Annotated in this window: 22 protein-coding genes and 1 tRNA gene; 20 read left to right on the top strand and 3 right to left on the bottom strand. The window is 39.7% G+C overall.

All coding sequences use genetic code 11. The annotated features are described in order from the left end of the window. The first annotated feature begins 94 nt into the window (after nucleotides 1-94). The 17 genes from KHZ77_RS03850 to KHZ77_RS03930 all read left to right on the top strand — a co-directional run bounded on the left by KHZ77_RS03850 (nucleotide 95) and on the right by KHZ77_RS03930 (nucleotide 18,586). Entirely contained in the window at nucleotides 95-472 is a 378-nt protein-coding gene (locus KHZ77_RS03850; protein ID WP_295195906.1) for a CidA/LrgA family protein, read from the top strand. After that, complete coding sequence (locus tag KHZ77_RS03855) at nucleotides 466-1,185, top strand: LrgB family protein (RefSeq protein WP_295195908.1); 720 nt, start codon at nucleotides 466-468, stop codon at nucleotides 1,183-1,185. The genes KHZ77_RS03850 and KHZ77_RS03855 overlap by 7 nt, the downstream gene beginning before the upstream one ends. A 311-nt stretch (nucleotides 1,186-1,496) precedes the next feature. Continuing rightward, nucleotides 1,497-2,297, top strand: coding sequence for a sulfite exporter TauE/SafE family protein (locus tag KHZ77_RS03860; RefSeq protein WP_295195910.1), 801 nt, complete (start codon nucleotides 1,497-1,499; stop codon nucleotides 2,295-2,297). 542 nt (nucleotides 2,298-2,839) lie between these two features. Then, the gene (locus KHZ77_RS03865) at nucleotides 2,840-3,274 is read left to right on the top strand and encodes a DNA starvation/stationary phase protection protein (RefSeq protein ID WP_295195912.1); all 435 of its coding nucleotides are present in this window, start codon (nucleotides 2,840-2,842) and stop codon (nucleotides 3,272-3,274) included. 609 nt (nucleotides 3,275-3,883) lie between these two features. Next, nucleotides 3,884-4,726: a fumarate hydratase gene (locus KHZ77_RS03870; protein WP_295195914.1), complete on the top strand. Its 843-nt coding sequence runs from the start codon at nucleotides 3,884-3,886 to the stop codon at nucleotides 4,724-4,726. A gap of 21 nt (nucleotides 4,727-4,747) precedes the next feature. Then, on the top strand, nucleotides 4,748-5,311 hold the full coding sequence (locus tag KHZ77_RS03875) for a Fe-S-containing hydro-lyase (RefSeq protein WP_295195916.1): 564 nt from the start codon (nucleotides 4,748-4,750) through the stop codon (nucleotides 5,309-5,311). A 491-nt stretch (nucleotides 5,312-5,802) separates the two neighbouring features. Beyond that, nucleotides 5,803-6,174: a Rid family detoxifying hydrolase gene (locus tag KHZ77_RS03880; protein ID WP_295195917.1), complete on the top strand. Its 372-nt coding sequence runs from the start codon at nucleotides 5,803-5,805 to the stop codon at nucleotides 6,172-6,174. A 291-nt stretch (nucleotides 6,175-6,465) separates the two neighbouring features. After that, the gene (locus tag KHZ77_RS03885) at nucleotides 6,466-7,713 is read left to right on the top strand and encodes an L-serine ammonia-lyase, iron-sulfur-dependent, subunit alpha (RefSeq protein WP_295195919.1); all 1,248 of its coding nucleotides are present in this window, start codon (nucleotides 6,466-6,468) and stop codon (nucleotides 7,711-7,713) included. Further along, entirely contained in the window at nucleotides 7,713-8,759 is a 1,047-nt protein-coding gene (locus tag KHZ77_RS03890) for a uroporphyrinogen decarboxylase family protein (protein WP_295195920.1), read from the top strand. The genes KHZ77_RS03885 and KHZ77_RS03890 overlap by 1 nt, the downstream gene beginning before the upstream one ends. A gap of 22 nt (nucleotides 8,760-8,781) precedes the next feature. Continuing rightward, on the top strand, nucleotides 8,782-10,206 hold the full coding sequence (locus tag KHZ77_RS03895; protein WP_295195922.1) for a Na+/H+ antiporter NhaC family protein: 1,425 nt from the start codon (nucleotides 8,782-8,784) through the stop codon (nucleotides 10,204-10,206). Between the two features lie 103 nt (nucleotides 10,207-10,309). After that, nucleotides 10,310-11,497: a M20 family metallopeptidase gene (locus KHZ77_RS03900; protein WP_295195924.1), complete on the top strand. Its 1,188-nt coding sequence runs from the start codon at nucleotides 10,310-10,312 to the stop codon at nucleotides 11,495-11,497. A gap of 23 nt (nucleotides 11,498-11,520) precedes the next feature. Continuing rightward, nucleotides 11,521-12,183, top strand: coding sequence for a YjbE family putative metal transport protein (locus KHZ77_RS03905; RefSeq protein ID WP_295196304.1), 663 nt, complete (start codon nucleotides 11,521-11,523; stop codon nucleotides 12,181-12,183). 259 nt (nucleotides 12,184-12,442) lie between these two features. Next, nucleotides 12,443-13,297, top strand: a complete 855-nt coding sequence (locus tag KHZ77_RS03910; RefSeq protein ID WP_295195926.1) for a DMT family transporter — start codon at nucleotides 12,443-12,445, stop codon at nucleotides 13,295-13,297. A gap of 78 nt (nucleotides 13,298-13,375) precedes the next feature. Further along, the gene (locus KHZ77_RS03915) at nucleotides 13,376-14,125 is read left to right on the top strand and encodes a transcriptional regulator (protein ID WP_295195928.1); all 750 of its coding nucleotides are present in this window, start codon (nucleotides 13,376-13,378) and stop codon (nucleotides 14,123-14,125) included. Between the two features lie 352 nt (nucleotides 14,126-14,477). Beyond that, nucleotides 14,478-16,586 (top strand): heavy metal translocating P-type ATPase, encoded by a 2,109-nt coding sequence (locus KHZ77_RS03920; protein ID WP_295195930.1) that lies wholly within the window; start codon nucleotides 14,478-14,480, stop codon nucleotides 16,584-16,586. A gap of 227 nt (nucleotides 16,587-16,813) precedes the next feature. Next, nucleotides 16,814-17,773: a magnesium transporter CorA family protein gene (locus KHZ77_RS03925; RefSeq protein WP_295195931.1), complete on the top strand. Its 960-nt coding sequence runs from the start codon at nucleotides 16,814-16,816 to the stop codon at nucleotides 17,771-17,773. Between the two features lie 108 nt (nucleotides 17,774-17,881). Then, complete coding sequence (locus tag KHZ77_RS03930; RefSeq protein WP_295195933.1) at nucleotides 17,882-18,586, top strand: B3/4 domain-containing protein; 705 nt, start codon at nucleotides 17,882-17,884, stop codon at nucleotides 18,584-18,586. 840 nt (nucleotides 18,587-19,426) lie between these two features. Here the strand turns inward: KHZ77_RS03930 and KHZ77_RS03935 are convergent. Further along, a tRNA-Ser gene (locus KHZ77_RS03935) sits at nucleotides 19,427-19,515 on the bottom strand. Nucleotides 19,516-19,860: 345 nt separating this feature from the next. On the opposite strand from KHZ77_RS03935, the gene KHZ77_RS03940 reads away from it, so the two are divergent. Further along, nucleotides 19,861-20,508: an NAD(P)H-binding protein gene (locus KHZ77_RS03940; RefSeq protein WP_295195935.1), complete on the top strand. Its 648-nt coding sequence runs from the start codon at nucleotides 19,861-19,863 to the stop codon at nucleotides 20,506-20,508. Between the two features lie 48 nt (nucleotides 20,509-20,556). Further along, the gene (locus KHZ77_RS03945) at nucleotides 20,557-21,693 is read left to right on the top strand and encodes a zinc-ribbon domain-containing protein (protein ID WP_295195937.1); all 1,137 of its coding nucleotides are present in this window, start codon (nucleotides 20,557-20,559) and stop codon (nucleotides 21,691-21,693) included. Between the two features lie 170 nt (nucleotides 21,694-21,863). On the opposite strand, the gene KHZ77_RS03950 is transcribed toward KHZ77_RS03945, so the two are convergent. Continuing rightward, on the bottom strand, nucleotides 21,864-22,274 hold the full coding sequence (locus KHZ77_RS03950) for a hypothetical protein (protein ID WP_295195939.1): 411 nt from the start codon (nucleotides 22,272-22,274) through the stop codon (nucleotides 21,864-21,866). A gap of 41 nt (nucleotides 22,275-22,315) precedes the next feature. Then, nucleotides 22,316-22,732, bottom strand: a complete 417-nt coding sequence (locus tag KHZ77_RS03955) for a hypothetical protein (protein ID WP_295195941.1) — start codon at nucleotides 22,730-22,732, stop codon at nucleotides 22,316-22,318. 330 nt (nucleotides 22,733-23,062) lie between these two features. Here KHZ77_RS03955 and KHZ77_RS03960 point away from each other — a divergent pair, with 330 nt between their 5' ends. After that, nucleotides 23,063-24,766, top strand: coding sequence for a zinc-ribbon domain-containing protein (locus KHZ77_RS03960; protein ID WP_295195943.1), 1,704 nt, complete (start codon nucleotides 23,063-23,065; stop codon nucleotides 24,764-24,766). Nucleotides 24,767-24,822: the final 56 nt, after the last annotated feature.

Below are 24,822 nucleotides of genomic sequence, written 5' to 3' on the forward strand. Positions count from 1 at the left end.
TATGGTCTACAATATGACTTACCAAAGAGGAATCCCACAAGTGTGGGGCTTGAAAAGATTGTTTCAACGACAGAAGATAAAGGAGTGATTAGGTATGAAACGATTTGCAATTATTGTAGGACAGGTTTTATTCCTATCCTTTATTGGAGTTGTAGGAAACTTCTTACAACAATGGTTGCATTTGCCATTGCCCGGCACATTGGTAGGCATGTTATTATTGTTTGCCTTACTGATGACAGGTGTTGTTAAACTTGACTATGTAGAACAAGGGGCCGCTATTTTAATTAGCGAACTGCTCCTGTTTTTTATTCCATCCGCAATCGGAGTTATTCAGTATACACAGCTCTTCGGCAGCACAGGCGCCATGCTTCTCGGCGTTATCGTAACAAGTATCGTAACATTGTTGCTGTCCGTTTTAATTATTACATTAAACATTATGAAATTACGTAGAAAGGGGTATCGATTATGGTAGACTATTCCATATTTCAATTAATTAGTATTCACATTATTGAATCTTTGGTTGGTACTGTAGTTGTATATTTCCTTTTCAAAAAACTATATGAACGTTCCGGCAAAAAGTTATATTTAAACCCATTGCTTATCGTTCCTGTTGTGATCGGCTTGTTTCTAGTGACTATGCAAATTCCTTACGAAACATATCAGGAAGGCAGCCAATATATTTCCATTATGTTGCAGCCGGCTACGGTAGCCTTTGCGGTACCACTTTATAAATTCCGTCACGTTGTAAAAGAATATGCTATTCCTTTGGTTGTAGTTATCGGCCTTGGTTGTGCCGTAGCTTTCCTTGGATCTATGGGCATTGCAGAATTATTCGGTTTAAGCCCTGAATTGGTGCACAGCATTGCACCACGTTCCGTAACAACACCGCTCGCCATTGCAGCATCTAATACTATCGGTGGTAACCCTACGATTACAGCAATCTTAGTAATTGCTACCGGCTTAATTGGTATGATCATGACCACTATGTTGGTAAAACAGGCACACATTCACAATCGTTTGTTAAAAGGTATGTTGTACGGTATCTCCGCACATGGTACAGGTACAGCGAAGGCCTATGAAGACGGTCCTAAAACCGGTGCTATCGCATCCTTAACAATGATTATCATGGGGATATTCACGACGATTATGGCGCCTATTGTATCCTACGTATCAGTGTTGTTCTAGTCATTTAACGCAAGGCTCTATTAGCCTTAGTATTAGAACTAAAAAATTATTACATATTACACCCTTTTTCAGTTGAAAAAGGGTGTTTTTTATGCGTGAAATAAAGTATACTACATATATAATGTATTTTTGTGTTTTTGTGCCGGACGTTGACTCAAGTGGTGATGAATCGTTAGCCAGGAAATTATTAATAATAAGCCATTTGAAACGGACATTTACTGAAGGGTGAACAGTGAGTCATTCGCATCATAATTGTCGACGATAATAGATGAAAGTATGTAATTTCATCAGGCCGGTTGAGGAGTGATCGTATGGAGCATTCGGTTTTATCATTATATGGAGCCGTGGAATTTATTCTGCTCGGCATATTTGTAGGCGCCTTCGGGACAATTATCGGCGCCGGCGGGGGCTTTATCTTTGTGCCCGTATTCTTATATATGTTTACGGATTGGACGCCGGGAATGATTGTAGGTACTTCGTTGGCAATCGTTATGTTTAATGCCATTTCCGGATCCATTGCCTATGTGCGGCAAAAGAAAGTGCTCTACAGCGCGGCCATATGGTTTACGCTATCATCGATTCCGGGCTCTTATTTGGGCGCCGTAGCATCAGATTACTTCGACGTGCTGGGCTTTAAGTTCTGGTTCGGTCTATTCTTGTTGACCATGTCTACATTCATTGGCTATAAGAATTATAAAAAAGGAGAACGCAAGCAGGAGAAGTTGGCCTTAGGTGAAATTCAATATACGAAATGGATTGGCTGCCTCATCAGTGTAGGTGTAGGCTTTATTTCCAGTGTATTTGGCATCGGCGGCGGCCTGATTCACGTGGCCGCGTTAGTTTACCTATTAGGCTTCCCGACGCATGTAGCTACCGCAACCAGTCATTTTATTTTAGCCTTGTCCACGGTCAGCGGCGTAATCACTCATCAGTACTTGGGACATATTGAATGGGCTGTAGCTATATTCTGTATTATCGGCGTAGTCATTGGGGCTCAACTGGGAGCTGCTATTGCAAAGCGATTGAGAGCGCGAAGCATATTGCTCTTGTTTTCGTCCGGTATCGGTTTGCTGGCTTTACAGCTTATTTGGTCTTCGGGTAAATTGTTTTAAGATGTAGCTTAAAACGGACTCTAAAAGTTATATAAAGTAGAGGTTAAAAGATATTAAAAGCTATTAAATGAGTCTCAATTATGAGAATCTTATCATAATTAACATAGCGTTTATTTTAAGTAGTTCAAAAAAAGTTATAGAGCCGGTATGTGTAAACAGCCTGAAGAGGGGGTTTGTGCATACCGGCTTTTTTATTTGCAAAATGAGCAGAGCAATTGGTGAAGACTTATATTATTATGTATCCTAAAGCGGAAAGAATGCTGATAATATATGACAAAATGGGACTTTACAGAACATATATACAAGCGAGATATGAGTGATATAAATATAGGGTTTTGAGTAAAGAAAATGTATCACTTGTAAAAAGATTGTATAACATTGAAAAAATTCGTTGACATCGAAAATGTTCTATGTTATATTGTGAGTGTAGTAATTAACAATCATTACAAATTACAAGAGATTATTGATTACGCATATTAAAATCGTTTTCTTGGCCTGGTGGCCTTAAATGTATAAAAGATAAAAATTAGGAGGATTTTCTTATGAAAAACTTGGACTTAGTAAACAAATATTTAGCAAATTTAGTGGTTTGGAACGTTAAATTACATAACTTACACTTCAACGTAGTAGGTACTCAGTTCGTACCAACTCATGAATACCTTGAAAGCGTATATGACGAAGCAATGGAATACTATGATGCAGTAGCAGAATTGTTGAAAATGCAAGGTGAAGAACCGGTAGTTCGTTTGAACGAATACTTAAAAATCGCTTCTCTTGAAGAAGTTGATGGCCGTGCATTCAGTGTAAAAGAAGCTTACGAAATTGTACAAGGCGACTTCAAATTGATGAGCGAACTTGCTAAAGAAATCCGCAGCAGCGCTGATGAAGAAGACAACTTCCCATTAGCTAACTTAATGGAAGATCATTTAGATTACTATGCAAAACAACTTTGGTTCTTACGCGCAACTCTTGCATAAGAAACTAAATCCTTAAAAAGAACTTGAACAAGAGTTCAAATAGTATTAGGTATTAAAGCCAAAGTTGGTTTTCAACACCAAATATAAATATTATTTATGTGTCAGTGCAGATAATTAAATAATAGAAATAGCTTTCAATTAACTGTTAAATTGTGTGAATTTAATAAGTAGGTCGTACACGGAATAGTACGATTAGTACAGCTATGAGGGAATTCTTCGATGAATCGGAGAATTCCCTTTTTTCGTTTTTGAAGTGTGGGAAAATGATGAAAATCTTGTATCTATACGGTGCGGATAAAAGTACATACATATAAAATGGTAATAGACAAACGTTCTCTATGCACTTATGGATTGATTGTCATTATGTTGAAGGAATATAGATAAGATAACTTGCATAATAATGCAAATCTGAGCTAATGAAATAAAAGCGTGACTTTCCATTTATGCATAGAAAAATGGCTAAGTTATTAGCTTTTTAGAACTATGAGAAAAATTATCAATAATTAAAAATGCTTGCATTCTATGCATGAAAATAATTTGAAAGGGAAAATAATGTATGGTATCATTAGGGCATTAGGTAAGCTCATTCAGTCGTGAGGAGGTTTTGTTATGCGGACCATTAACGTGGAAACAATAACAAATGTAGTTGCACAAATGTGCAAAAACGCAGCATACTATTTGCCGGAAGATGTATATGATGCATTGAAAGCCGGTCGTGAAACTGAACAATCACCGGTAGGCTGTGTTGTATTAGATCAAATCATTAAAAACGCTGAAATCGCTCGTGAAGAAGATCGTCCGATTTGCCAGGACACAGGTTACACTATTGTATTCTTGGAAGTAGGCCAAGACGTTCATTTTGAAGGCGGCTCTTTACAAGAGGCCATTCAAGCAGGTGTAGCTAAAGGCTATACAGAAGGATATTTACGTAAATCTGTAGTAGCAGAACCGTTATTTAACCGTAAGAATACAGGTAACAATACACCTGCTATTATTTATACAAGTATTGTTCCGGGTGATAAAGTTAAAATCGACATGGAACTAAAAGGCTTTGGTAGTGAAAATAAATCCGGCCTTAAAATGCTTGTACCTGCAGACGGCGTAGAAGGTGTAAAAAACGCTGTTATGGAAATCATTAAAAAAGCAGGCCCTAACCCTTGCCCTCCAATGGTAGTTGGTATCGGTATCGGCGGTACTATGGACTATGCCGCATTCCTTTCTAAAAAAGCATTACTTCGCTCTACTAAGAAACGTAACGACATGCCTGAATATGCTAAATTAGAAGAAGAATTGTTGGAAATGATCAACAAAACAGGTATCGGACCTCAGCTTGGCGGTACTACTACAGCCTTAGCAGTTAACATTGAATGGGCCGCTACTCATATTGCCGGTCTTCCTGTGGCTGTGACAATTTGCTGTCATGCAAGCCGTCATGCCGAAGAAATTATTTAATTCAAGGGGAGGAAGATTACAATGGCTGAATCAAAAACTATCCATATTACCACACCTTTAACTGAAGAAGTGTCCAGAACATTAAGAGCAGGCGACAGCGTATTAATTACCGGTAAAATCTATAGTGCCCGTGACGCAGCGCATAAAGTAATGACTGAAGCATTGGCTCGCGGTGAAAAACTTCCAATTGATTGGCATAATCAAATCGTTTACTATTTAGGACCATCCCCTGCAAAACCTGGTAACCCAATCGGTGCAGCCGGCCCTACTACATCCGGTCGTATGGATGCGTATACACCAACAATGCTTGATCAAGGCATTAAAGGTATGGTTGGTAAAGGATCCCGCTCAAAAGAAGTTGTGGAATCCATGAAAAAGAACGGTGTAACTTACTTTGCAGCTGTAGGCGGTGCCGCTTCCTTGATCTCTAAATCCATTAAAGACTACAAAGTATTGGCTTACGAAGAATTAGGCCCTGAAGCATTGGCTGAACTTACTGTAGTTGACTTCCCTTGCATCGTAGTTATCGATAGCGAAGGTAATAACTTCTACGAAATCGGCCAAGAACCATATCGTGAAATTTAATAGCATATTAAAAAGAGTCTAACTGAAGAGTTAATAAAAACTCAAACTGATTCAATAGCAGCTTAGTAGACTCAGTAAATCGTTTAGTTACATGAATTAAATGGCGAAACCCCTTATTCAATTCCGTGCTTAGAGGTAAGGCCGGTCGTTGAATGATGAGAATTGCTATTTAGCGCTGATAACTATATACATTTGCAAATAAAAAAGACGCCCTGAACGGTAACATAACGGAGAACCTGTGAGCAATAGCAGGTTCTTTTACCGGAGGACGTCTTTTTTATGTGTCAAGAAAAATATGGTACGAAGCTTTGTAGAGGATAATACAAATACTGAATCGCAATTTAGCTCAGTAAAAAGTAAGTAAGGGAAAAAGAGGATTAATAAATAAGTAGCAAAGTGATAAAATTTTATTGAAGCAAATATAATAACAATGTATAATAAAGTTATCGAATACATTTGTGTCAATTAGTATTTATAAAAGGAGACAAACAATGAAAGCAATTTTCTCAGAACATGCACCTAAAGCTCTTGGCCCTTACTCTCAAGCTATGGTAGCGGGCAATTTATTATTTATTTCCGGTCAAGGTGGCATCAATCCTGAAACCGGTAAATTAGTTGAAGGCATTGAAGCACAAACTAAACAGGCAATTGCTAACATTAAAGCAATCTTGACTGAAGCCGGCGTTGGCTTTGAAAATGTTGTTAAAACAACTTGCTTCTTACATGAAATGAGCGACTTCGCTGCATTCAATGCAATTTATGGCGAAGCTTTCATTAGCAAACCAGCTCGTAGCTGCGTTGCAGTAAAAGAATTACCTGCTAACTTCTTGTGCGAAATCGAAGTAATTGCTGAATTGAAATAGTAGTAGAATCACAACAAAGCTAAATAGAAAAGTTTAGGTAAAAAAACTTGATTAACATCAGATAAAATACCCCATAAATTTACAAAGATGTAAATTTATGGGGTATTTTTTATAAATATGTAAAAAGTTTGACGAAGGAATTCATGCATGATAAATTTTAATTACAAGAATGATAAAAAATCATCAATATAATTAAATATTTTTCTCAGAATAGATTATTAAATCCTATAGGCATTAACATGAACGTTTTTATAAATTATTTGAAAGTTTTGTTTATGGAGGGATTTTGTTATGGATTATATTAAACTTTTCAAACAGGAAATTATTCCTGCTTTCGGCTGTACAGAGCCAATTGCTTTGTCTTATGTTTCCGCTGAGGCAGTGGCGGCTTTGGGTGAATTTCCTAACAAAATCGAAGCAAAATGTAGTGGTAATATTATAAAAAATGTTAAAAGTGTAGTTATTCCAAATTCCGGTGGCAAGAAAGGCCTTGTATATGCTGTTGTGCTAGGTGCTATTATTGGAAATCCGGAAAAGAAATTGGAAATATTAGAAAGTGCTACAGATGCAGATAGAGAACGAATGAATGAATTGGCAGCGTCTGATTTCTGCACTATATCACTGGCAGAGGGCGTTGCTAATTTGTATGTAGAAATAAAAGCAGAAAGTGCTTCACATCGAGTTGTAGTAAAGCTTGAAGGTGCACATACCAATATTACTTATAAAGAAAAAGATGGGGAAGTATTATTAGACAAGCCATTAGAAACTAAAAGAGATTTAGTGGGATCTGAGATGTCCTTTGATAGTATTTATGAATTTGCTAAAACAGCAGACTATTCTGAAATCAAAGATATTCTTATAAAAGAAATTGAATATAATCAGAAAATATCAGATGAAGGGCTTAGAAATGATTATGGATCGAATATTGGTAAGTTGCTCCTCGATAGATATGGTAAAGATGATTTGGAGAACTATTGTAGAGCTAGAGCGGCTGCAGGTTCGGACGCTCGAATGAGTGGTTGTGCATTGCCTGTATACATAAATTCAGGCAGTGGGAATCAAGGTATAACAGTTTCAATACCTGTAATTACATTTGCACAACACATGAATTCAAGTGAGGATGAATTATATCGCGCCTTAATTTTTGCAAATTTAATTGGCCTTTATCAGAAGTCAGGCATAGGAAAACTATCAGCTTACTGCGGAGCCACTAGCGCTTCTGTAGCCGGAGTTGCAGGAGTCGCATTCTTAAAAAACGAAAGCAAAGAAGTTATTGCTGAAACTATAGTCAATGGTTTAGCTGTATTATCAGGGATTGTATGTGACGGAGCTAAACCTTCATGTGCGGGGAAAATATCTGTTGGCTTAGAAGGTGCATTTTTAGGGTATCAACAGGCGCGAAATAAAAATAGTTATAAGGGAGGAGATGGGTTAGTCGCAGCTACAGTTGACGATACCATTCGCAGAATCGGTATTGTAGCTAAAGAAGGTATGAAAGAAACAGATATTGTCATTCTAAAAGAAATGATTAGGGACTAATGGTAGTTTTCAAGGTATTTAAGGGAGGTATTACTATGTACAAAGACGAACGAATTAAGGCTGTGTTAGACGGTAAAGAGCCAGATCGAATTCCTTGTAGTGTTTGGATGCATATGTCCAAGGTAGACCAAGACCCTGTAAGCTTAGCTGAGGCATTGGTTGAATTTAATAAAGAATATGATTTTGATTTTATTAAATTAATGCCTTTCGGTGCATACTCTACACAGGATTGGGGTTGTAAGATTGAGTTCTATTGTACTCCTTACAAAGAACCGATTGTAGTAAGACATGCAATCCAATGCTTGGATGATTACGATCGAATTAATTGCCTAGGCGCCACTTATGGTACATGGGGAAAAACATTGTCTATTGTCGATCATGTAGCAAGATTAGTTGATAGTCATACGCCATACTTACAAACCATATTTAGTCCTGCAACTACATTGCGAAAATTGGCTGGAGCTCGTGTCTTTAAAGATATGAAAGAGCATCCTGAAAAAGTGCACAAAGCGTTGGAAGCTATTACTGAAACTACAATTAATTTCGTAAAAGCTAACGTGGAAAAAGGTGTAAGTGGTTTCTTCTTCGCAACTCAAACCGCTACGTATGATTTCCTTGATGATGTTATGTATGCGGAATTTTGCAAGACATATGACCATCGTGTTATTCAGGAATATTGCGATAAGACATGGTTTAATGTAATGCATGTGCATGGATCGAATATTATGTTTGATGTAGTTAAAAATTATCCATGTAATTGCCTGAACTGGCACGATCGTGATACTAAGCCTAGCCTTAAAGAAGCTCGAGAAGTTACCGATAAGGCTTTATTAGGTGGTATTATGGAAGTTCCACATATTACAGAGCATGGTTTAGTGTACGAAAGTTTCTTAGGTACTAAAACACCGGACGAAGTTATAAAACATGTTCATGAAGCAATTGACAGTGTAGATGGAAAAGGCTTAATCATAGGACCAGGGTGTGTATGTGATCCAAAAACATCGAAAGAAAACTTACATGCAGTTAGAACAGCAGTTAATCGTTAGTTAAAACAGGCAGGTGACAATTATGGACTTAAAAAAAGGGCAAGCAGTAGAAGCTAAGGCCGAAGCTCGAGAGTTTCCGAGTGGTTTGGTAATTATCAGTGCACTTATTCTTGTGGCAGCATTACTCACCTATATTATTCCTGGTGGCGAATATACGATGGTGAAAATGGGCGGCAGATCCGTTGTAGATCCTGATTCATTCCGTTATGTTGCAGCTAAACCTGCTTCGTTTATGGATATTTTCAGAGCTGTTCCGAAAGGTTTTATTTCCACCGCATGGATTTGCTTCTTGATTTTAATTGTTGGCGGTGCATATAGCGTAATTAGTAATACCGGGGCTATTCAAGCCGGTTTGAATGCTTTAATTCGAAAAAGTAAAGGGAAAGATATTTATTTCTTAGTCATTATTATCTTCCTTTTCTCTATCGTTCCAACGCTAATGGGTACATTAGAAGCGTACTTAGCGTTCGTACCGTTAGGTGTTATGATTGCCAGGTCAATGAAACTGGATGCCATAGTTGGTATTGCTATTACAGTTTGTGCCGGTGGTGCAGGTTTATCCAGTGGTATTACAAATCCGTTTAACGTAGGTGTAGCACAAGGGTTGGTTGGATTGCCGATTTTCTCCGGTATGTGGTTGCGTGTTTTGGCATTTATCGGATTTAACGCGTCTGTTTCATTCTGGACAATAAAATATGCTCTAAATTTAAGAAAGAACCCTGAAAATAGCTGGATTCGAGATGTAGAGTTAAAAGCTGAAAAGAAAGCAGCAGATGCTCACATTGAAATGCCTGAATTTGATGGCAAGAGAAAATTAATCCTTTTAACAGTATTAATTGGTATGGGCTTTGTAATTTATACAGCATTATCCGGTGGGGATTTCAAAAATGGTATCCCGGCTGTGTTCTTGATTATGTTATTCGTAGTAGGTGCTATTATGCGCTATTCGCCAAATGAGCTCTTCAGACAATTTGTTAAAGGTACTCAAGGGGTAGTAGGTGGCGTACTGGTAGTAGGTTTTGCGAAGGCGATTGCCTTGATTTTAGATAGTGCAGGTATTGTTGATACTATCGTTCATTGGTCAGTACAAATTGTTGATGGGGCCCCTGGTATTTTAACTGCAGAATTAATGTATTTAATTGGTCACATTACAAACTTCTTCATTATTTCTGATGCGGGCGCAGCAACTGTGTTGGTACCAATCTTATCACCTATTGGTGACTTGGCCGGTATTACACAACAGACTGTATGTGCGGCTGTAGTACTGGGCGGTGCCCTTGGTAATATGATTATGCCAACGTCTCCACTTACATCAGGCGCAATTGCGATTGCAGATATTGATTATCGAGTATATTTAAAGTTTGCTGGTCGAATTTTTATTACTAATAGTATTTGGGCTGCAATATTAGTAGCTATTGCTGCGATTGTACAAATTGGACCATTCTAATTATTATTAATAAAATCCACGACTATAATCTCAATGAGGTATTTTGGGTCCAATACCAAGAACTCGAATTATAGTTGTGGATTTTTTATATAAGGATGAGCTTATGATGGAAGATGTGTTATTAGAGGTAAAATCATTTTTAAAAAAGGAAGAATATAATATTATTGCTACACGCCGCATTATGCATGAGAACCCGGAACTGTCTATGAATGAGGTTGAGACGGTTCGTCGTATTGCGAATGAACTGGAGAGTATTGGGATTCCGTATAAAATTATCGATCAAATAGGTATTATAGCTGATATTAATGCAGATAAAGAAGGCAGACGTATTTTATTACGTGCTGATATTGATGCCTTACCAATTCAAGAGTTAAATGATATTTCCTATAAGTCAAGGACTGATGGTGTAATGCATGCATGTGGCCATGATGCACATATAGCAATGCTTCTAGGGGCGTGTAAAGCTCTGTGGCATATAAAAGAGCGGTTAGATGGTGCAATTCGGTTTGTCTTTCAGCCGGGAGAAGAAACCGGGCAAGGTGCTTTGAAGATGATTGAAGCCGGTGTACTGGATGGAGTAAATGCAGTTATGGGCCTGCATATTAATAGTGCTGTGCCTAAGGGCGTAGTATATTGTCCACCAGGGGAAATGATGGCGGCCAGTGATTCAATCTATGTTGAATTTGAAGGACAAAAAGGTCATGGTGCTCGACCTAATGAGGGAATTGATGCAATTGTTATGGGAAGTGCTTTCGTAACAAACGCGCAATCTATTATTTCAAGGGAGCTTAGTCCTCTCGAATCAGCAGTAGTTACGTTTGGTACGTTTCATGCAGGTGAAGCACGTAATATAATTGCAGATAAAGCAATTATAAATGGGACTGTACGAACTTTTAATATTGGATGCAGAGAATTTATTGAACAAGCATTAAGACGCTATGTAAAGAATATTGCGTCTATGTATAGAGGAAAATACACGTTTAATTATGAAACTTCGACGCCACCGTTAATTAATAATTCTCAATGTGCAGAGTTATTGTATAGCACGTTAGACGCTTTAGATGAGCCTGTACGAATTAATAAAGAGGGAAAAAAGACCGGTAGCGAAGATTTTGCTTATTATATGCATGAAACAGGGGTTCCGGGAGTATTTGCATTTTTAGGAGCACGCAGTAAGAAGCCTGAAACACATTTTAATCATCATACCGGACGATTCAATATTGATGAATCTGCATTGGTGACCGGAGCATTGATACATACTATGTACGCCTATAATTATCTTAAGAGTTAATCGTAGAGGGATTGCGTATGGAGATAAACTTTTTACAAATTGAAACATGGATCAGCATTTTGCAAATTATCATGGTAGATATTGTTCTGGCCGGTGATAATGCTGTTGTTATAGGAATGGCTGCCAGTCGGTTAGATCCATCAGTGCAAAAAAAAGTTATCATGTTGGGGACTGCAGGAGCCATTATCCTTAGACTGGTTATGGCATTTCTTCTTGTTGAAGCTTTACATGTTGTTCCGGCGTTGCATTTGATAGCCGGCATTGTATTATTATGGATTGCAATTAAATTAGTTTTAGCTGAAGAAGAGAATACAGAAATTGAGTCTAAAAATTCTTTGAGAGCAGCGATAATCACAATAATTATGGCTGATGCAATGATGAGTATCGATAATGTAATCGCAGTAGTAGCTACAGCTAATGGACACTATGCTTTAGTTGTAGTGGGAATTTTAATTACGGTACCTATCATCATCTATTGTTCTGCATTTTTTGCAAAAGTTATTGGTAAATATCCGATTATACTTCTATTAGGTGGAGCCCTATTAGGTTGGGTATCCGGTGGGATGATTGTAGAAGACAATCTTATTAAAGAGTATATTGTGGGATATGAAATAATTATAAAACTAGTGTGTACTGTGGTAGTGATTATGGTTGCTGTATGGAATAACTCGAAAAACAAAGAGTAGATTTAGATAATATGGAGTAATCATAATTTTAATGACTAAAAATATGTTATATAATGTAGTTGTAACACATATAAATTTAACTTTAAAATAAAACCTGGGAATAGATTGACAAGCGTAGAAGCATTGCCAAATCAGTGCGAAACTTTTATAATCTAATTATATGATAATAATTATTATGATAAGTAAGTTAAAGCATTTGGCAGATGTTTTGATTTACTTTTTAATTTTAATGAACATTGAAATTAAAAAGGTGAGGTAAATGAAGCAAGCGTTTATATTTTCTATGAGTTCTGCGTTATGTTTCAGTATTATGAACGTATTCGTAAAACTTCTTGGACAGGGAATGCCATCAGCGGAAATAAACTTTTTTAGAGGTCTAATAGGGACTATTTCTATTCTGATATTTATGGCGTTTCGGCATATTAAATTCTCCACTGAAGACCGTGGCCTTTTGGTGGTACGCGGTTTTTTTGGTGGTATGGGTACACTGTTTAATTTTATAGCATTGGCGCATATGAAGTTAGCGGATGCATCTATATTATTTCAACTGTCAGGGATTTTTGTGTTTATATTCAGCACATTTGTTTTGAAAGAAAAACTTCCAAAAGGATCTGCAAAATGGCTGATTATTATATTATTGGCAGTTATTTTTATGGTAAATCCTTGGACATATTCTTCATTTTCTATATATGCTCTTTTTGCAATTGGGGGTGCAGCTTTTTCTGCGGCAGCGTATACAACAATTAGAAAGATTAGTTTAAATCATGCACATAGTACCTATGAAATAATGGCGTACTTTTTGATTACAAGTACTATTGTAGGCGCTGTTTTTATGGTTAATGATTTTGTAATTCCTAATAGCGAGCAGTGGGGATATATTTTAATTATTGGATTGATTTCAGTTATCGCACAATTCTTTATGACTGGAGCTTTTATTGTTACGAACGCGGTAGTCGCCCAATTTATGCAATACATTGCTGTTTTTTTCCATGCATTTTGGGGATTTATTATCTTTGATGAAAATTTATCACCTATAGTGTTAACCTCAGGGATTGTGTTGTTTATAGCATCAGTTATGTTAGCTAAAATCAAAGAAAATGAAAGATATATGTAACTTGTAAAGGGGACAAGTGTTTGCTGATTAAAATTAAAAACCGCTATTTATAGTAGTTTTTATAGAAAGAGTAGAGGTATGGATATTCTAAAGAAGTATGGATTATTAGTTCCGTTTCTTGGTGAGGTTTTAGGTGAAAACTGTGAAATTGTTTTACATGATATAACCAACTTAGAAAGTTCAATTGTTGCGATTGCTAATAATCAGATTAGTGGACGCAAGGTAGGCGGGCCGGCCACTGATTTTGTACTCAAACTGATGCAGTTACGCCGTGAAAATAAGGTTAATTATATTACCAATTATATGGCTAAAAGCTATAATGGTCATAAATTGCGTTGCTCTTCGTTTTTTATTCATGACGATAAAAAGGAACCAATTGGAGTGCTTTGTATAAATTATGATCTTAATGCTTATATAGAAGCACGAGATATGCTGGATAAAATGTTTTTTATTAATGCAGCAATGAAGGATTTGGAAGCGCCGGTGAAATCTCCCGATAATATCTTGGATATTGCGGAAGTCATAAAGAATGGTGTTGCTAATAAAAGTGAAGATGCGGACGAAAAAATTTCATTAGATGATATATCGGAAAGCTTTTACCATACAGCTGACGATTTGATTGAAAACGTAATTGAAAAACAATTATTAGCATATAATGTTGAAGCACAGAGACTTTCGCAAACTGAGCGCATGGAAGTAGTGACGCAGTTATATGATAATGGGCTATTTTTATTAAAAGGTGGTATCAGTGCGACAGCATCAAAGTTGGGAGTTTCTGAGCCGACCATTTACAGATATATTAATACAATCAAAAAATCGCGTGCTTAATACTTGCAATTCTTTAGGAGACTATGATTAGTACCAGTGAAATAGAAAAAATATTCCCGAGTAACTTGAATAAGTTGCTCGGGTTTTTTATTGGCAAAATCACCTGAATGTTTAGGAAGAGCCACTCGTAAGCATGACTTTTTTATATTGCTCCAAACACGCTTTTTCGTTGACATTTATCCATGGACATTCTATAATATGATTATAAAAACATATGAACAGTTGTTCATATGTTGGACAGAACGACAGGATACGTAGTTAGAATAATACGTATATTGAATGGTACGAAACATAATAAGTATTACAGTTACAATATGGTTATAAAGGTGGGTAGAATATAAGGAGAATGGCTATGGAACGGGTATTGTTATTGAGAAACTTAACATGTGCTCATTGCGCGTCGAAGATTGAGGACAAGTTGCGCAGTATGGAGACGGTAGAAAAGGTATCGTTTTCTATTGGTACACAGCAGTTACGTATTAATTCAAGCGTATCGGATACGAATGAATTGGTGCAGCATGTACAGTCTGTATGTGATTCCATTGAAGACGGAGTGTCTGTAGAAGTGTTTGAACGTCCTGATAAAGGGCAGGCGCACGAGCATCATCACCATCATGGCAGCGGCAGTGACAAGGCTGATATTATTGCCATTATAATCGGTGCTATCGTTATGCTCATCGATGTGTTGGTTGATGGCATTCCTCATAATATTGAATTGGGCATGTTGATCATTACGTACTTATATTTAGGCTGGCACGTCCTTTGGAGTGCATTGAAAAATATCAGCTCCGGTCAGATTTTCGATGAAAATTTCCTTATGAGTGTGGCCACCTTGGGCGCTCTGATTATTGGGGAAGCACCGGAAGCGGTAGGCGTTATGTTGTTCTTCCGCATCGGCGAGTTTTTCGAAGAAAAAGCGACCGCTCGCAGTCGTTCCGCGATTATGGAAGCTATCGATATGCGTCCGGAACAAGTGCGTATCATTAATGAACAAGGCGAAGTGCAACTAGTGGATCCGAAAGATGTGGCCATTGGTCAGATGATGGAAGTTCTCGTAGGTGAACGTATTCCGTTGGATGGCACGATTGTGGAAGGAACCACACAGATTGATACGGCACCGGTTACGGGTGAACCTGTTCCGGTTCAGGCAAAACCGGGGGATTCCGTGTTGTCAGGCTGTATCAACGAAAGCGGCCGTATCGTAATGCGCATAGATAAAGCCTTGAAAGACTCCATGGTTACCCGCATTTTAGAAGCCGTAGAAAATGCGGCGGCTACGAAACCTAAATTAGACCGTTTTATTACGCGCTTTGCTCGTGTGTATACGCCAATTGTAGTTGCTATTGCAGTGTTGGTAGCGATTGTTCCATCGTTGATTACAGGAAACTGGGACTATTGGATTTATACAGCCTTAACATTCTTAGTTATCAGCTGCCCTTGCGCGTTAGTACTGAGCGTACCACTAGCCTTCTTTGCCGGTATCGGTAAAGGATCTCGTAACGGGATTTTATTTAAAGGTGGTTTATCTATTGAAGCTATGACCAATGTAAAGGCGATAGCTATGGATAAAACCGGTACTATTACAACCGGCGTATTTGCAGTGCGTGAAGTGAAAACTGCCGGTCAGGCGACTTCTGATGAAATCGTACGTACGGCGGCAGCCTTGGAAATGGCGTCGACTCATCCGGTGGCAGTCAGTGTAGTAGCGGAAGCTGATGCATTGGGATTATCGTATACAAAAGCAGACGATATTAAAGAATTATCCGGTCGCGGCATGACCGGCGTAGTAAACGGCAAACAGGTGGCTGTAGGTAATCGTCGTTTATTTAATGAATTGGCTATTACCGGTGATATTCCGGAACCGGCTGATTACGGCAGTGAAGTGTTGGTAGCCGTTGACGGTCAATATATAGGTATGATTCTGATTGCGGACAGCTTGAAAGAAGATACAAAAGACGCCATTCGCGATTTGAAAGCACGAGGTCTGAAGACTATCATGTTAACCGGTGATGCGAAGTTCGGTGCGCACTATATGGCCAATGCGGCACAAATTGACGAAGTACATGCAGAATTGTTGCCCGCTGATAAATTAGCTGTAGTACAGACAATTCGCGATACATATGGTCCGACCATGTTTGTCGGCGACGGCATTAACGATGCGCCTGTATTGGCCGGCGCTGATGTGGGCGGTGCTATGGGCAGCGGTGCTGATGCGGCTATTGAAGCGGCCGATGTGGTATATATGAGCCCAAGTATGGAATCGGTAGTACAGTCCTTAGGCATTGCCAAGAGCACGTTGAGCATTGCTTGGCAGAACGTTATTTTAGCCTTAGGTATCAAGATTTTAATCATGATCATCGGTATCTTCGGATATGCCAATATGTGGCTCGCCGTATTTGCCGATACAGGCGTTTCGATTCTGTGTATTCTCAATTCAATTCGCATTTTATATAAAAACTAAAACTTCTTTAAAAAATTTAAAATAAAGTTTGTGTAGGAAGGACATTTGATTCTGTACTTCCTACACTTTTTTGCTTATTTAAAGAAAAAATGAAAGTCCATTTAATAAGAAAAATCATTTATAATTCCTACAAAAATTTTACAAAATGGAGCGTAACATTGACTTGACTAACCCTGCAATTCTTAGATATGATGAAGTATAGTTAAGACATGAATGGGAGGTGGCGTATGCTCACGGTATACAAACATGAAGACGGTGCATTGTTATCCGACACTACAGTAGCGGATGCAACAAAAGGCTCGTGGATTAATTTGGTGAATCCGGACCCCGATGAGCTGGCACTAGTCAATATGATGACTGAAATCCCTACGGATGTTCTAAAGACTGCTTTGGATATGGAAGAACGTTCGCACGTGGAAATCGAAGATGACTACATTTTCGTCGTAATTAACATTCCTGCCCTACGCGGTAGCGATATATATGATACGGTCCCGCTTGGGATTTTCCTGACGCCGGACTTCTTTATAACTGTATGTTTGGAAGAGTCGGAAGTGCTGTATCCGTTTTTAAATAAACAGGTCGCCACATTTTATACATTTAAAAAGACTCGTTTCTTATTCCAAATCATGTATCGCACGGCTACATTGTTCCTGCGTTATTTGCAACAAATTAACCGCCGTTCGGACGACATTGAAGTTCAACTGCGTCATACCACTAAAAATAAGGATTTCTTCCAATTGTTGGAATTACAGAAATCCATGACGTACTTCTCTTCAGCGCTCAAAACAAATGGTACTGTAATGGAGCGTATTTTGCGTATTCGCCGTCATGAAGACGTGCGCCATTTGTTGAAAATGTATGAAGAGGACGAAGATTTACTGGAAGACGTAATTATCGAAAATAAACAGGCTATTGAAATGGTTGAGATGTATTCGAACATTCTCATGAATATGATGAACGCATTCACATCCATTATTTCCAATAACTTGAACATGGTCATGAAACTTCTCGCATCGGTGACAATTATTTTAGCCGTGCCGACTGTTATATTCAGTTTGTGGGGGGTTAACGTACCGGTACCGTTCCAGGAATGGGGCGACGGAGGCGGCTTTGAAGCCGTTATCGGTATTTCTGTAGTAGTGACGCTCATTGCCAGCTTCATTCTATGGAAAAACGATTTCTTATAATTTCACATTGTTATACTGCCACCGGGTAGTGTGCGTAAGCATGTTGTGCATATCATTAGGTCTTTGAAGATATGCATAGCATGCTTCTTTTTTTAGGAGGTGCCATAAATGGGTAAATTTATTGTTGATCAATCATTTTGGAATTTGTTTCCACAAGCTAAAATCGGAGTTATTACGTTGAAGGATTTTGACAATTTACAAGAACAATTGCCGGAGTTTGAAACGCTTCTGAAAGAGAGCAATGAAATGGCGGCAGCCTATCTGACAGAACCGGTATTCAGCGATAACGATGTAGTAAAAGTGTATCGTGAGGCGTATAAAAAGTTTAAAACGAAAAAAGGCGTGCGCTCCAGTATTGAAAACCTATTGAAACGTTCCCAAGGTGAAAAAGCTGTAGGCAGTATTAATCCGCTGGTAGATATTTACAATGCGGCCAGCTTGTGTTATGCATTGCCTTGCGGCGCTGAAGATATGGATACCTTTGAAGGCGACTTGCAGCTCACCATTACTGACGGAGGCGATGAGTTTTACCTGATCGGCGAAGAGGAAAATAATCCTACTTTGCCGGGCGAACTGTGCTACAAAGATGATAAAGGTGCCGTTTGCCGATGCTTCAACTGGCGCGACGGTGCGCGTACCATGATTACCCCTGAAACGCGCAATGCATTCCTCGTTATTGAATTGGTAGATCCTAAACGGGAACAGGCTCTTGTAGACGCATTGGACTTTGTTGTAGAAAAAGCGGAACAAGTCCTCAATGCAAAAACTGCTAAATACATACTCGATGCAGATCATCGCGAAGTTGAACTATAAGAAAACGGACCATAGTCGATAAGACTATAAGGTCTCGAATGGGTCGCGATTGAATGATAAGAAAAGAATAAAAAATTGCCCACAGAGCCAATTGACTCTGTGGGCCTTTTATTATGAAAAGTCACCGCAATACTTAATCTCTACTATGATCGATTCAAAGAAAGGAGGTGAAACCATGATGGATGATATAGAAAAAGCAAGATTGGTTTTAGCTACAATCACTGAAAAGGGAATGTTTTATTTTGGGAAAGTTGAGGGTGTATTGCAGTAACTTATTAACCATATGAATACAGTTTTGTATCATATGGAGGAGACCTTTGTACTCTCCTCTTCTCACTTATATGGTATCACACTAAACGGCAAAATTGAAGTAAATTAAGGCAAAAAAGCGCAAATATCAGCGAATTGAATATTTTTTAACGAAAAATGAAACCTAAAGTGAGAGGGTAATAATAAGTATAAAGAGGATTTTTAGAATGAGTCTATAATATGGAAAAATTAGTTATGACTCAAAACACACACCAAAAATGCACACCAAATTTAAAACTATGAAATAAAAAATGGCTTTTCGAAATGTGAAAAGTCGCTTATTTGCTATAGTGGTGTTAAAAAATTAAATATATGTAAACGATAAAAGCCCCTAACCGCAAAGGTTAAGGGCTATTTGTTATGTGATTTTGGCGGAATAAAATTCTAATCTTGAAAAGTGTAATTATTCCGCTTTTTTGCCTATTACTTCGAACTCATGCGAACCAATGCGGAAATTCAAGATAGCTGTTAATGTAATTATAATGCTACTTGCGAACTCATGCGAACTAATACGGAAAATGATTGTTATTATGGCGGAGAGGGTGGGATTCGAACCCACGGCCCCTTGCGGAGTCACTGGTTTTCAAGACCAGCTCCTTAAACCACTCGGACACCTCTCCATGTTAAATTGTACTATAATATAATACCCTTTTTTTTAGAACAAATCAAGGCTTAGGGTAAATTTCTTGTAAGGCGCAAGGGCTTAATTTCAGGATATTTCTTCAAATATTCGGTCAACGAAGTATTATGGCCCTATATTGCGTAATAAGGTCTGTTTGAAGGTGGCGCACTACAAATTACAAACAAGTATGGAATAATGAGATTTAGGTATGGCCGTGCAGTAGGAGTTTTCAGCACCTGTAGCGAAATTTATTAATATGGAGTTTTATGGCTCGAAGTGAGCCGTTACTATGTATATGAGATTTTACATAACAAAGTTGAATATTAGCAGAGAGGAGTACGGTATGAAGGCTGTTGTTATAGGTGCTACAGGCGCAACAGGAAGCGACCTTTTAAAATTACTTTTACAGGATACGCGTTTTGACGAAGTGACCATACTGGTGCGTCATAATCCCGGTGTGAGTCACAGTAAACTGAAAACTTACATTGTAAATTTTGATTATGAAGATACATGGCAGCACTTGGTAGCCGGTGATGTACTGTTCTCTTGCTTGGGTACAACGTTGAAGGAGGCCGGTGACAAGGCGGGGCAATGGAAGATTGATTACAGCTACCAATTGAAGGTGGCTGAGGCGGCAAAAGCGAACGGCGTGTCGCATTGCATCATTATTTCCTCTGTCGGTGCAGACGAAAAATCCCCTTTATTCTACTTACGTATGAAAGGCCAACTGGACGAAGCCATTAAACAGCTGCATTTTACGAAGACTACAATCTTAAAACCGCCGGCGCTGATTCGAGAATATACGGATCGCTTAGGCGAGAAGGTTATGCTAAAGGCGCTGGGGATTTTTAATAAAATGGGTCTCATGAAAGAGCGGAGACCGATGCCTACAAGTGTTGTGGCTCAGGCCATGTTGACCGCGTCGATTATTCAGGCGCCGGGAGCCGTTACATGGGAGGCCGATGATATTTGGCGTGCCGGTCAAAAATAAGATATAATATTTGATAAATATATATCATATAGAGGAGAGGTGTTTTAAATGATTTGTAAAACCTGTGGCAAAGAGATTGCCGACGATTCCGTGTTCTGTGAGCACTGTGGAGCAAAAGTAGAGAAAGATGTTGTTGATACAATAGCTTCACCTGAAACCGGTGTGGAAACAACTGATACAGCGGAAGCAAACACAACTGACGTGGCAGGCGTGGATGAAGAAGCGGAAGCAATAACTGCAACTACTGCCGGCACTGATACCGCAGAAGCAACAGCTGACGTAGTAGATTCCGGTGAAGTGAGTGAAAGTAACGATGCTGAAGCCGTTGTTACGTCTCAAAGTGCCGCTGTGGCCGCTACAACGGAAGAGACTGTTGTTGAAGGTGCTGACGGTACCGCCAGCGAATCTGTTGAGTCAGAGCCCGTTCAAGCGGTTGCCGGCGAAGGCAGTCAGGGCGATGTAAATGCATCGACAGAAGCACAGAGTGCGCAGAGTTCAGCGACTGCACAAGAAGATGCGGTGGCCCAGGAGGTTGTAGCAGAAGGTCCGGTATCAGGCAATAAGTTCTGTGAACGATGTGGCCAACCTCTCGTAGAGGGAGCTGCGTTCTGTGAAAGTTGTGGTGCTCCTGTTGGCGGTGCGGCGATGAATGTGGCACCTAATGCCGGCGCTTACCAACAAGGCCCGGTGAATGGAGCTCCATATGGTGCACCGGCTCCTCAAGGGTATCAGCAAGCCCCTCAGGGCTATCAGGCAGCCGGCGCTGCTGCAGGCGGATTCCAGCAGAAAGCCGAAGGCTTTTTACGAAATCTCACTAAGACACAAAAAATCATTGGCGCCGTTGTGGCAGGCATTATCCTCCTGGTCTTAGCCATTGGTCTCTTCGGTGGCACATCGGATAAAGAATATATTAGCACGGTAAAAGGCATTCGAATCGAATCTGTTGGCATGGATGTGGAAGATTATGCCGTATTCATGATTAATGCCGACTATGGTTTCAATCGAAATATTCGTGCAAAAGACTTAGAGTGGGAAATGGGTAAAAAGAATAAAATCGGTAAAGTCGTTGTTGTTAAATACAAGGATTCCCGTATAGAAATTCAGACCTATGAAACAGATGATTACATCTACCTTGACTCTATGGACTACTATGATCCGCGAGGACGGCATACGAATATATACTAAGCTTGAAAGCTCAGGCTGAATCGTAAGTATACTCGTATGACGTTTACAGTTAGTTATTTGTTATCAGCAGATGCTGTTAATTGACTGGTCAATCAACTAATTAAATAATAAAAAACACCGTCGGTGCAGGGGTTAACCTTACATCGGCGGTGTTTTTTAGTGGTATTTTCTTATTTATTATACTCTTCCATGATGTCATCAATCATGCCCATGTAGAGAAGAGGCCCAACGGATTTGCCGTTCCAAGATACGTAGTGTAATTCGAAGGAGTCGTCGTTGTAAACGATGAACTGCATTTTTACTTTAAGGTCTTGTTTGCGACCTTCAGCGACACCGTTGAATTCAACAACGCGATCGCCGTCCTTGCTCTTAAAGGACTTCCATTCGCCATCTTTGAAATAATCGTCGAACGCATCACCAATCGGTGTCTTAGGGTAGGCATTAAATGAGCCTTCACGCACTGTCGTTACATATTCGTCATAACCGCAGCCCGCGATAAAGGCGGTAGCAAAAACCAGCAATGCGGCGAATACGATCATTTTTAAAAATCGTCGTTGTTGAGTAAGTGCTCTCATATTCATATGTCTATTAACCTCTCTTACCTTGTTGATTACCGTATCATTTATTTCTTAGGATCATAACTTTCCATTACTTTTTCAATTAACGCACCGTAGAACAGTCCGTTTAAAGGTTTGTCATTAATCGCTGCATATTCTACTTCGAAGCTGTCGTCTTTGTATAAGGTAAATTGCATGTGGAAATCAGCATCTTTGCCCTTATATTGAAGTCGTCCTTTAAAGTCTACAATACGTTGTCCCTTATCGCTTTCAAAGGATTTCCATTCTTCATCCGCAAAGAATTGATCGAATGCATCACCAATTTTAATGCCCGGATACGAGTTAAAACTTCCTTCCCGTACGGTTTTTACATATTTGTCATGACCGCAGCCCGCCACTAAAGCGGTTACTAAGATTAGCAATGCAGCGAATACAAACAGTTTCAAATAGCGCCGCTGTCTGAATTGAGTTAATGATCCCATAATAATACCTTACCTCTCCTATCTGTGTATCCCTAATTTTTTACACAGAAAATAAAAAAATGATGAAAAAGTTCATACTATAAGTATATATAAAATAAATGAGAACGTCTAGAGAATGGATGATATAATATGCGCATATAATATTATGATTTATGCGCCTTTGTATAGTAAAAATCGGACGTTTAAGGTATGATAATAATAAGAGTTTTTGGCAATAAAATAATCAAGATACTGTTTATGAAGAAGTAAATTAATAGTTCTATTGTGGATTGTAAATTGTTTACAGAAAAGGACTGTATAGGTATTAGGAGAGAGGAAGGACGTATGAGTATGGCAGGAAAATTTTGTACAAATTGTGGCAACACATTAAACCCGGGCGCCGTTTTTTGCACGAATTGCGGTAAACGTGTGGATGAAAATGCAAATGTGGGCAATACGCAGCAACATCAGGCACCACCGGCATATCAACAGGGGCAACCGGCACCGAACTATCAGGCACAACAGAGACCGAATTCCGGCCAACCGGGTTACCAGGTTCAGCCACAACCTAATTATCAAGGTGGGAACAGACCGGGCGGTTACGGATACCAGGCGCAACCGGGACGTCCTATGGGACCAAATTATCAGCAACAAGGATATGGCGCGCAGCCATATCAAGGCGGGCAAAACTGGCAAGGCCAACCAAACTATGGCAGACCGCAGGGGCAGCCTCCATATAATCAGCAACAAGGTCATCCGCAATACAACCCACAACAGGGACAACCATACGGGGCACCACAAGGTCAGCCTGTACAGCCGAATTATCAGCAACAGGGCGGCGGTATGCCATATCAGGGCGTACAGCAACCGGCACAATCCGGCTATCAACAGGGGCAGCAGGCCGCTAATTACGGAGCGCCTCAGAGCGGCTTAAGTAAACATTTAACAGTAACAGAGGCAGAAGCTGTTGAAGCGGCAAAAGCTATTTTAGTATCGCAAGTGACTATGCCTGATTATGGTAAAGCCTTGGAACGTCTTAATGCTGTTGACGCAGGCGTAGCGGAAGCGGACGTGCTTCGTGCCATGGCCCATTTGTATGAATCATTGGACCAATTGCGCAGTACCATTGTAAATGGTGTCTTGACTATAAAAGAAAATGATAATTCTGAACAATCCGGTACACCGGGAGACTCTGAAAAATCGGGCCCAAACGGTGAAGAACAGGCCGGCGCGGCGAGTGTGTCGAATCAGCCGGAGCAGGCAGGTGCAGTAAAGGAAACTGATCAGCCGGAAGCGGCGGGGACAGCAAAAGAAGCCGATCAGAATGGATTCGGCCAACCAGAGGCTAATGCAAAGCCTAATCAACAGGAGACAACGGGTACATCGGAACAAACGGCAAAGCCTATTAATTCCTTCGGCGGTACCGGTCATATGAGACCCAATAACGGCTCCGGTACTACAGCGAATGTAGATGCATCTGGCCTTCAAAGCAATGCGATGAGCAGTGCGCCTCAGGGCACTAATGGCGCGCAAGGCACCAACTGGGCTCCTGTGGTGGCAGCCGGTGTACTAGGTGGCGTAGCAGGTGCTGCGGTTAATGAAATGTTCCATAATGGACAGGTTGATGCCACTGCGGCAGCGACCGGTGCTACTGGTGCAACGGCGAATGCGGCGGGCATGGTCGATCAGGCGCCTATTATATCTGATAGTGCACTAGGGGCAACTATGGCCGGCATTGCCAGAAACTATCGCGATTCTGACGGTCAGAATGTTTTTGAATCGGCCGGAGAATTCATTGATAATGCGGCAGATAATGTATCTAATTTTGTAGGCGACGCAACGGATAATGTAGGGGAATTTATGAGTGATGCGGCGGATAACGTAGGGGGCTTTATCGGCGATGCGGTGGATGGAGCCGGTGACATGGTGTCCGATTTAACGGATGCCTTTGACGGTACGGAATTAGCTGAAAACCTTACGGACAGCGTTGACGGAGAAGCTGCCGGGGAAGCCGTTGACGCGGTAGTGGACTTTTTCAGCGATTTGTTCTCGTAATAGGAGTGAGTTTTGGGGCAATGACGGGGCAGGCATTTTATGCTCAGTAATTGATT

This window comes from Veillonella sp., assembly GCF_018364065.1.
GTDB lineage: Bacteria > Bacillota > Negativicutes > Veillonellales > Veillonellaceae > Veillonella_A.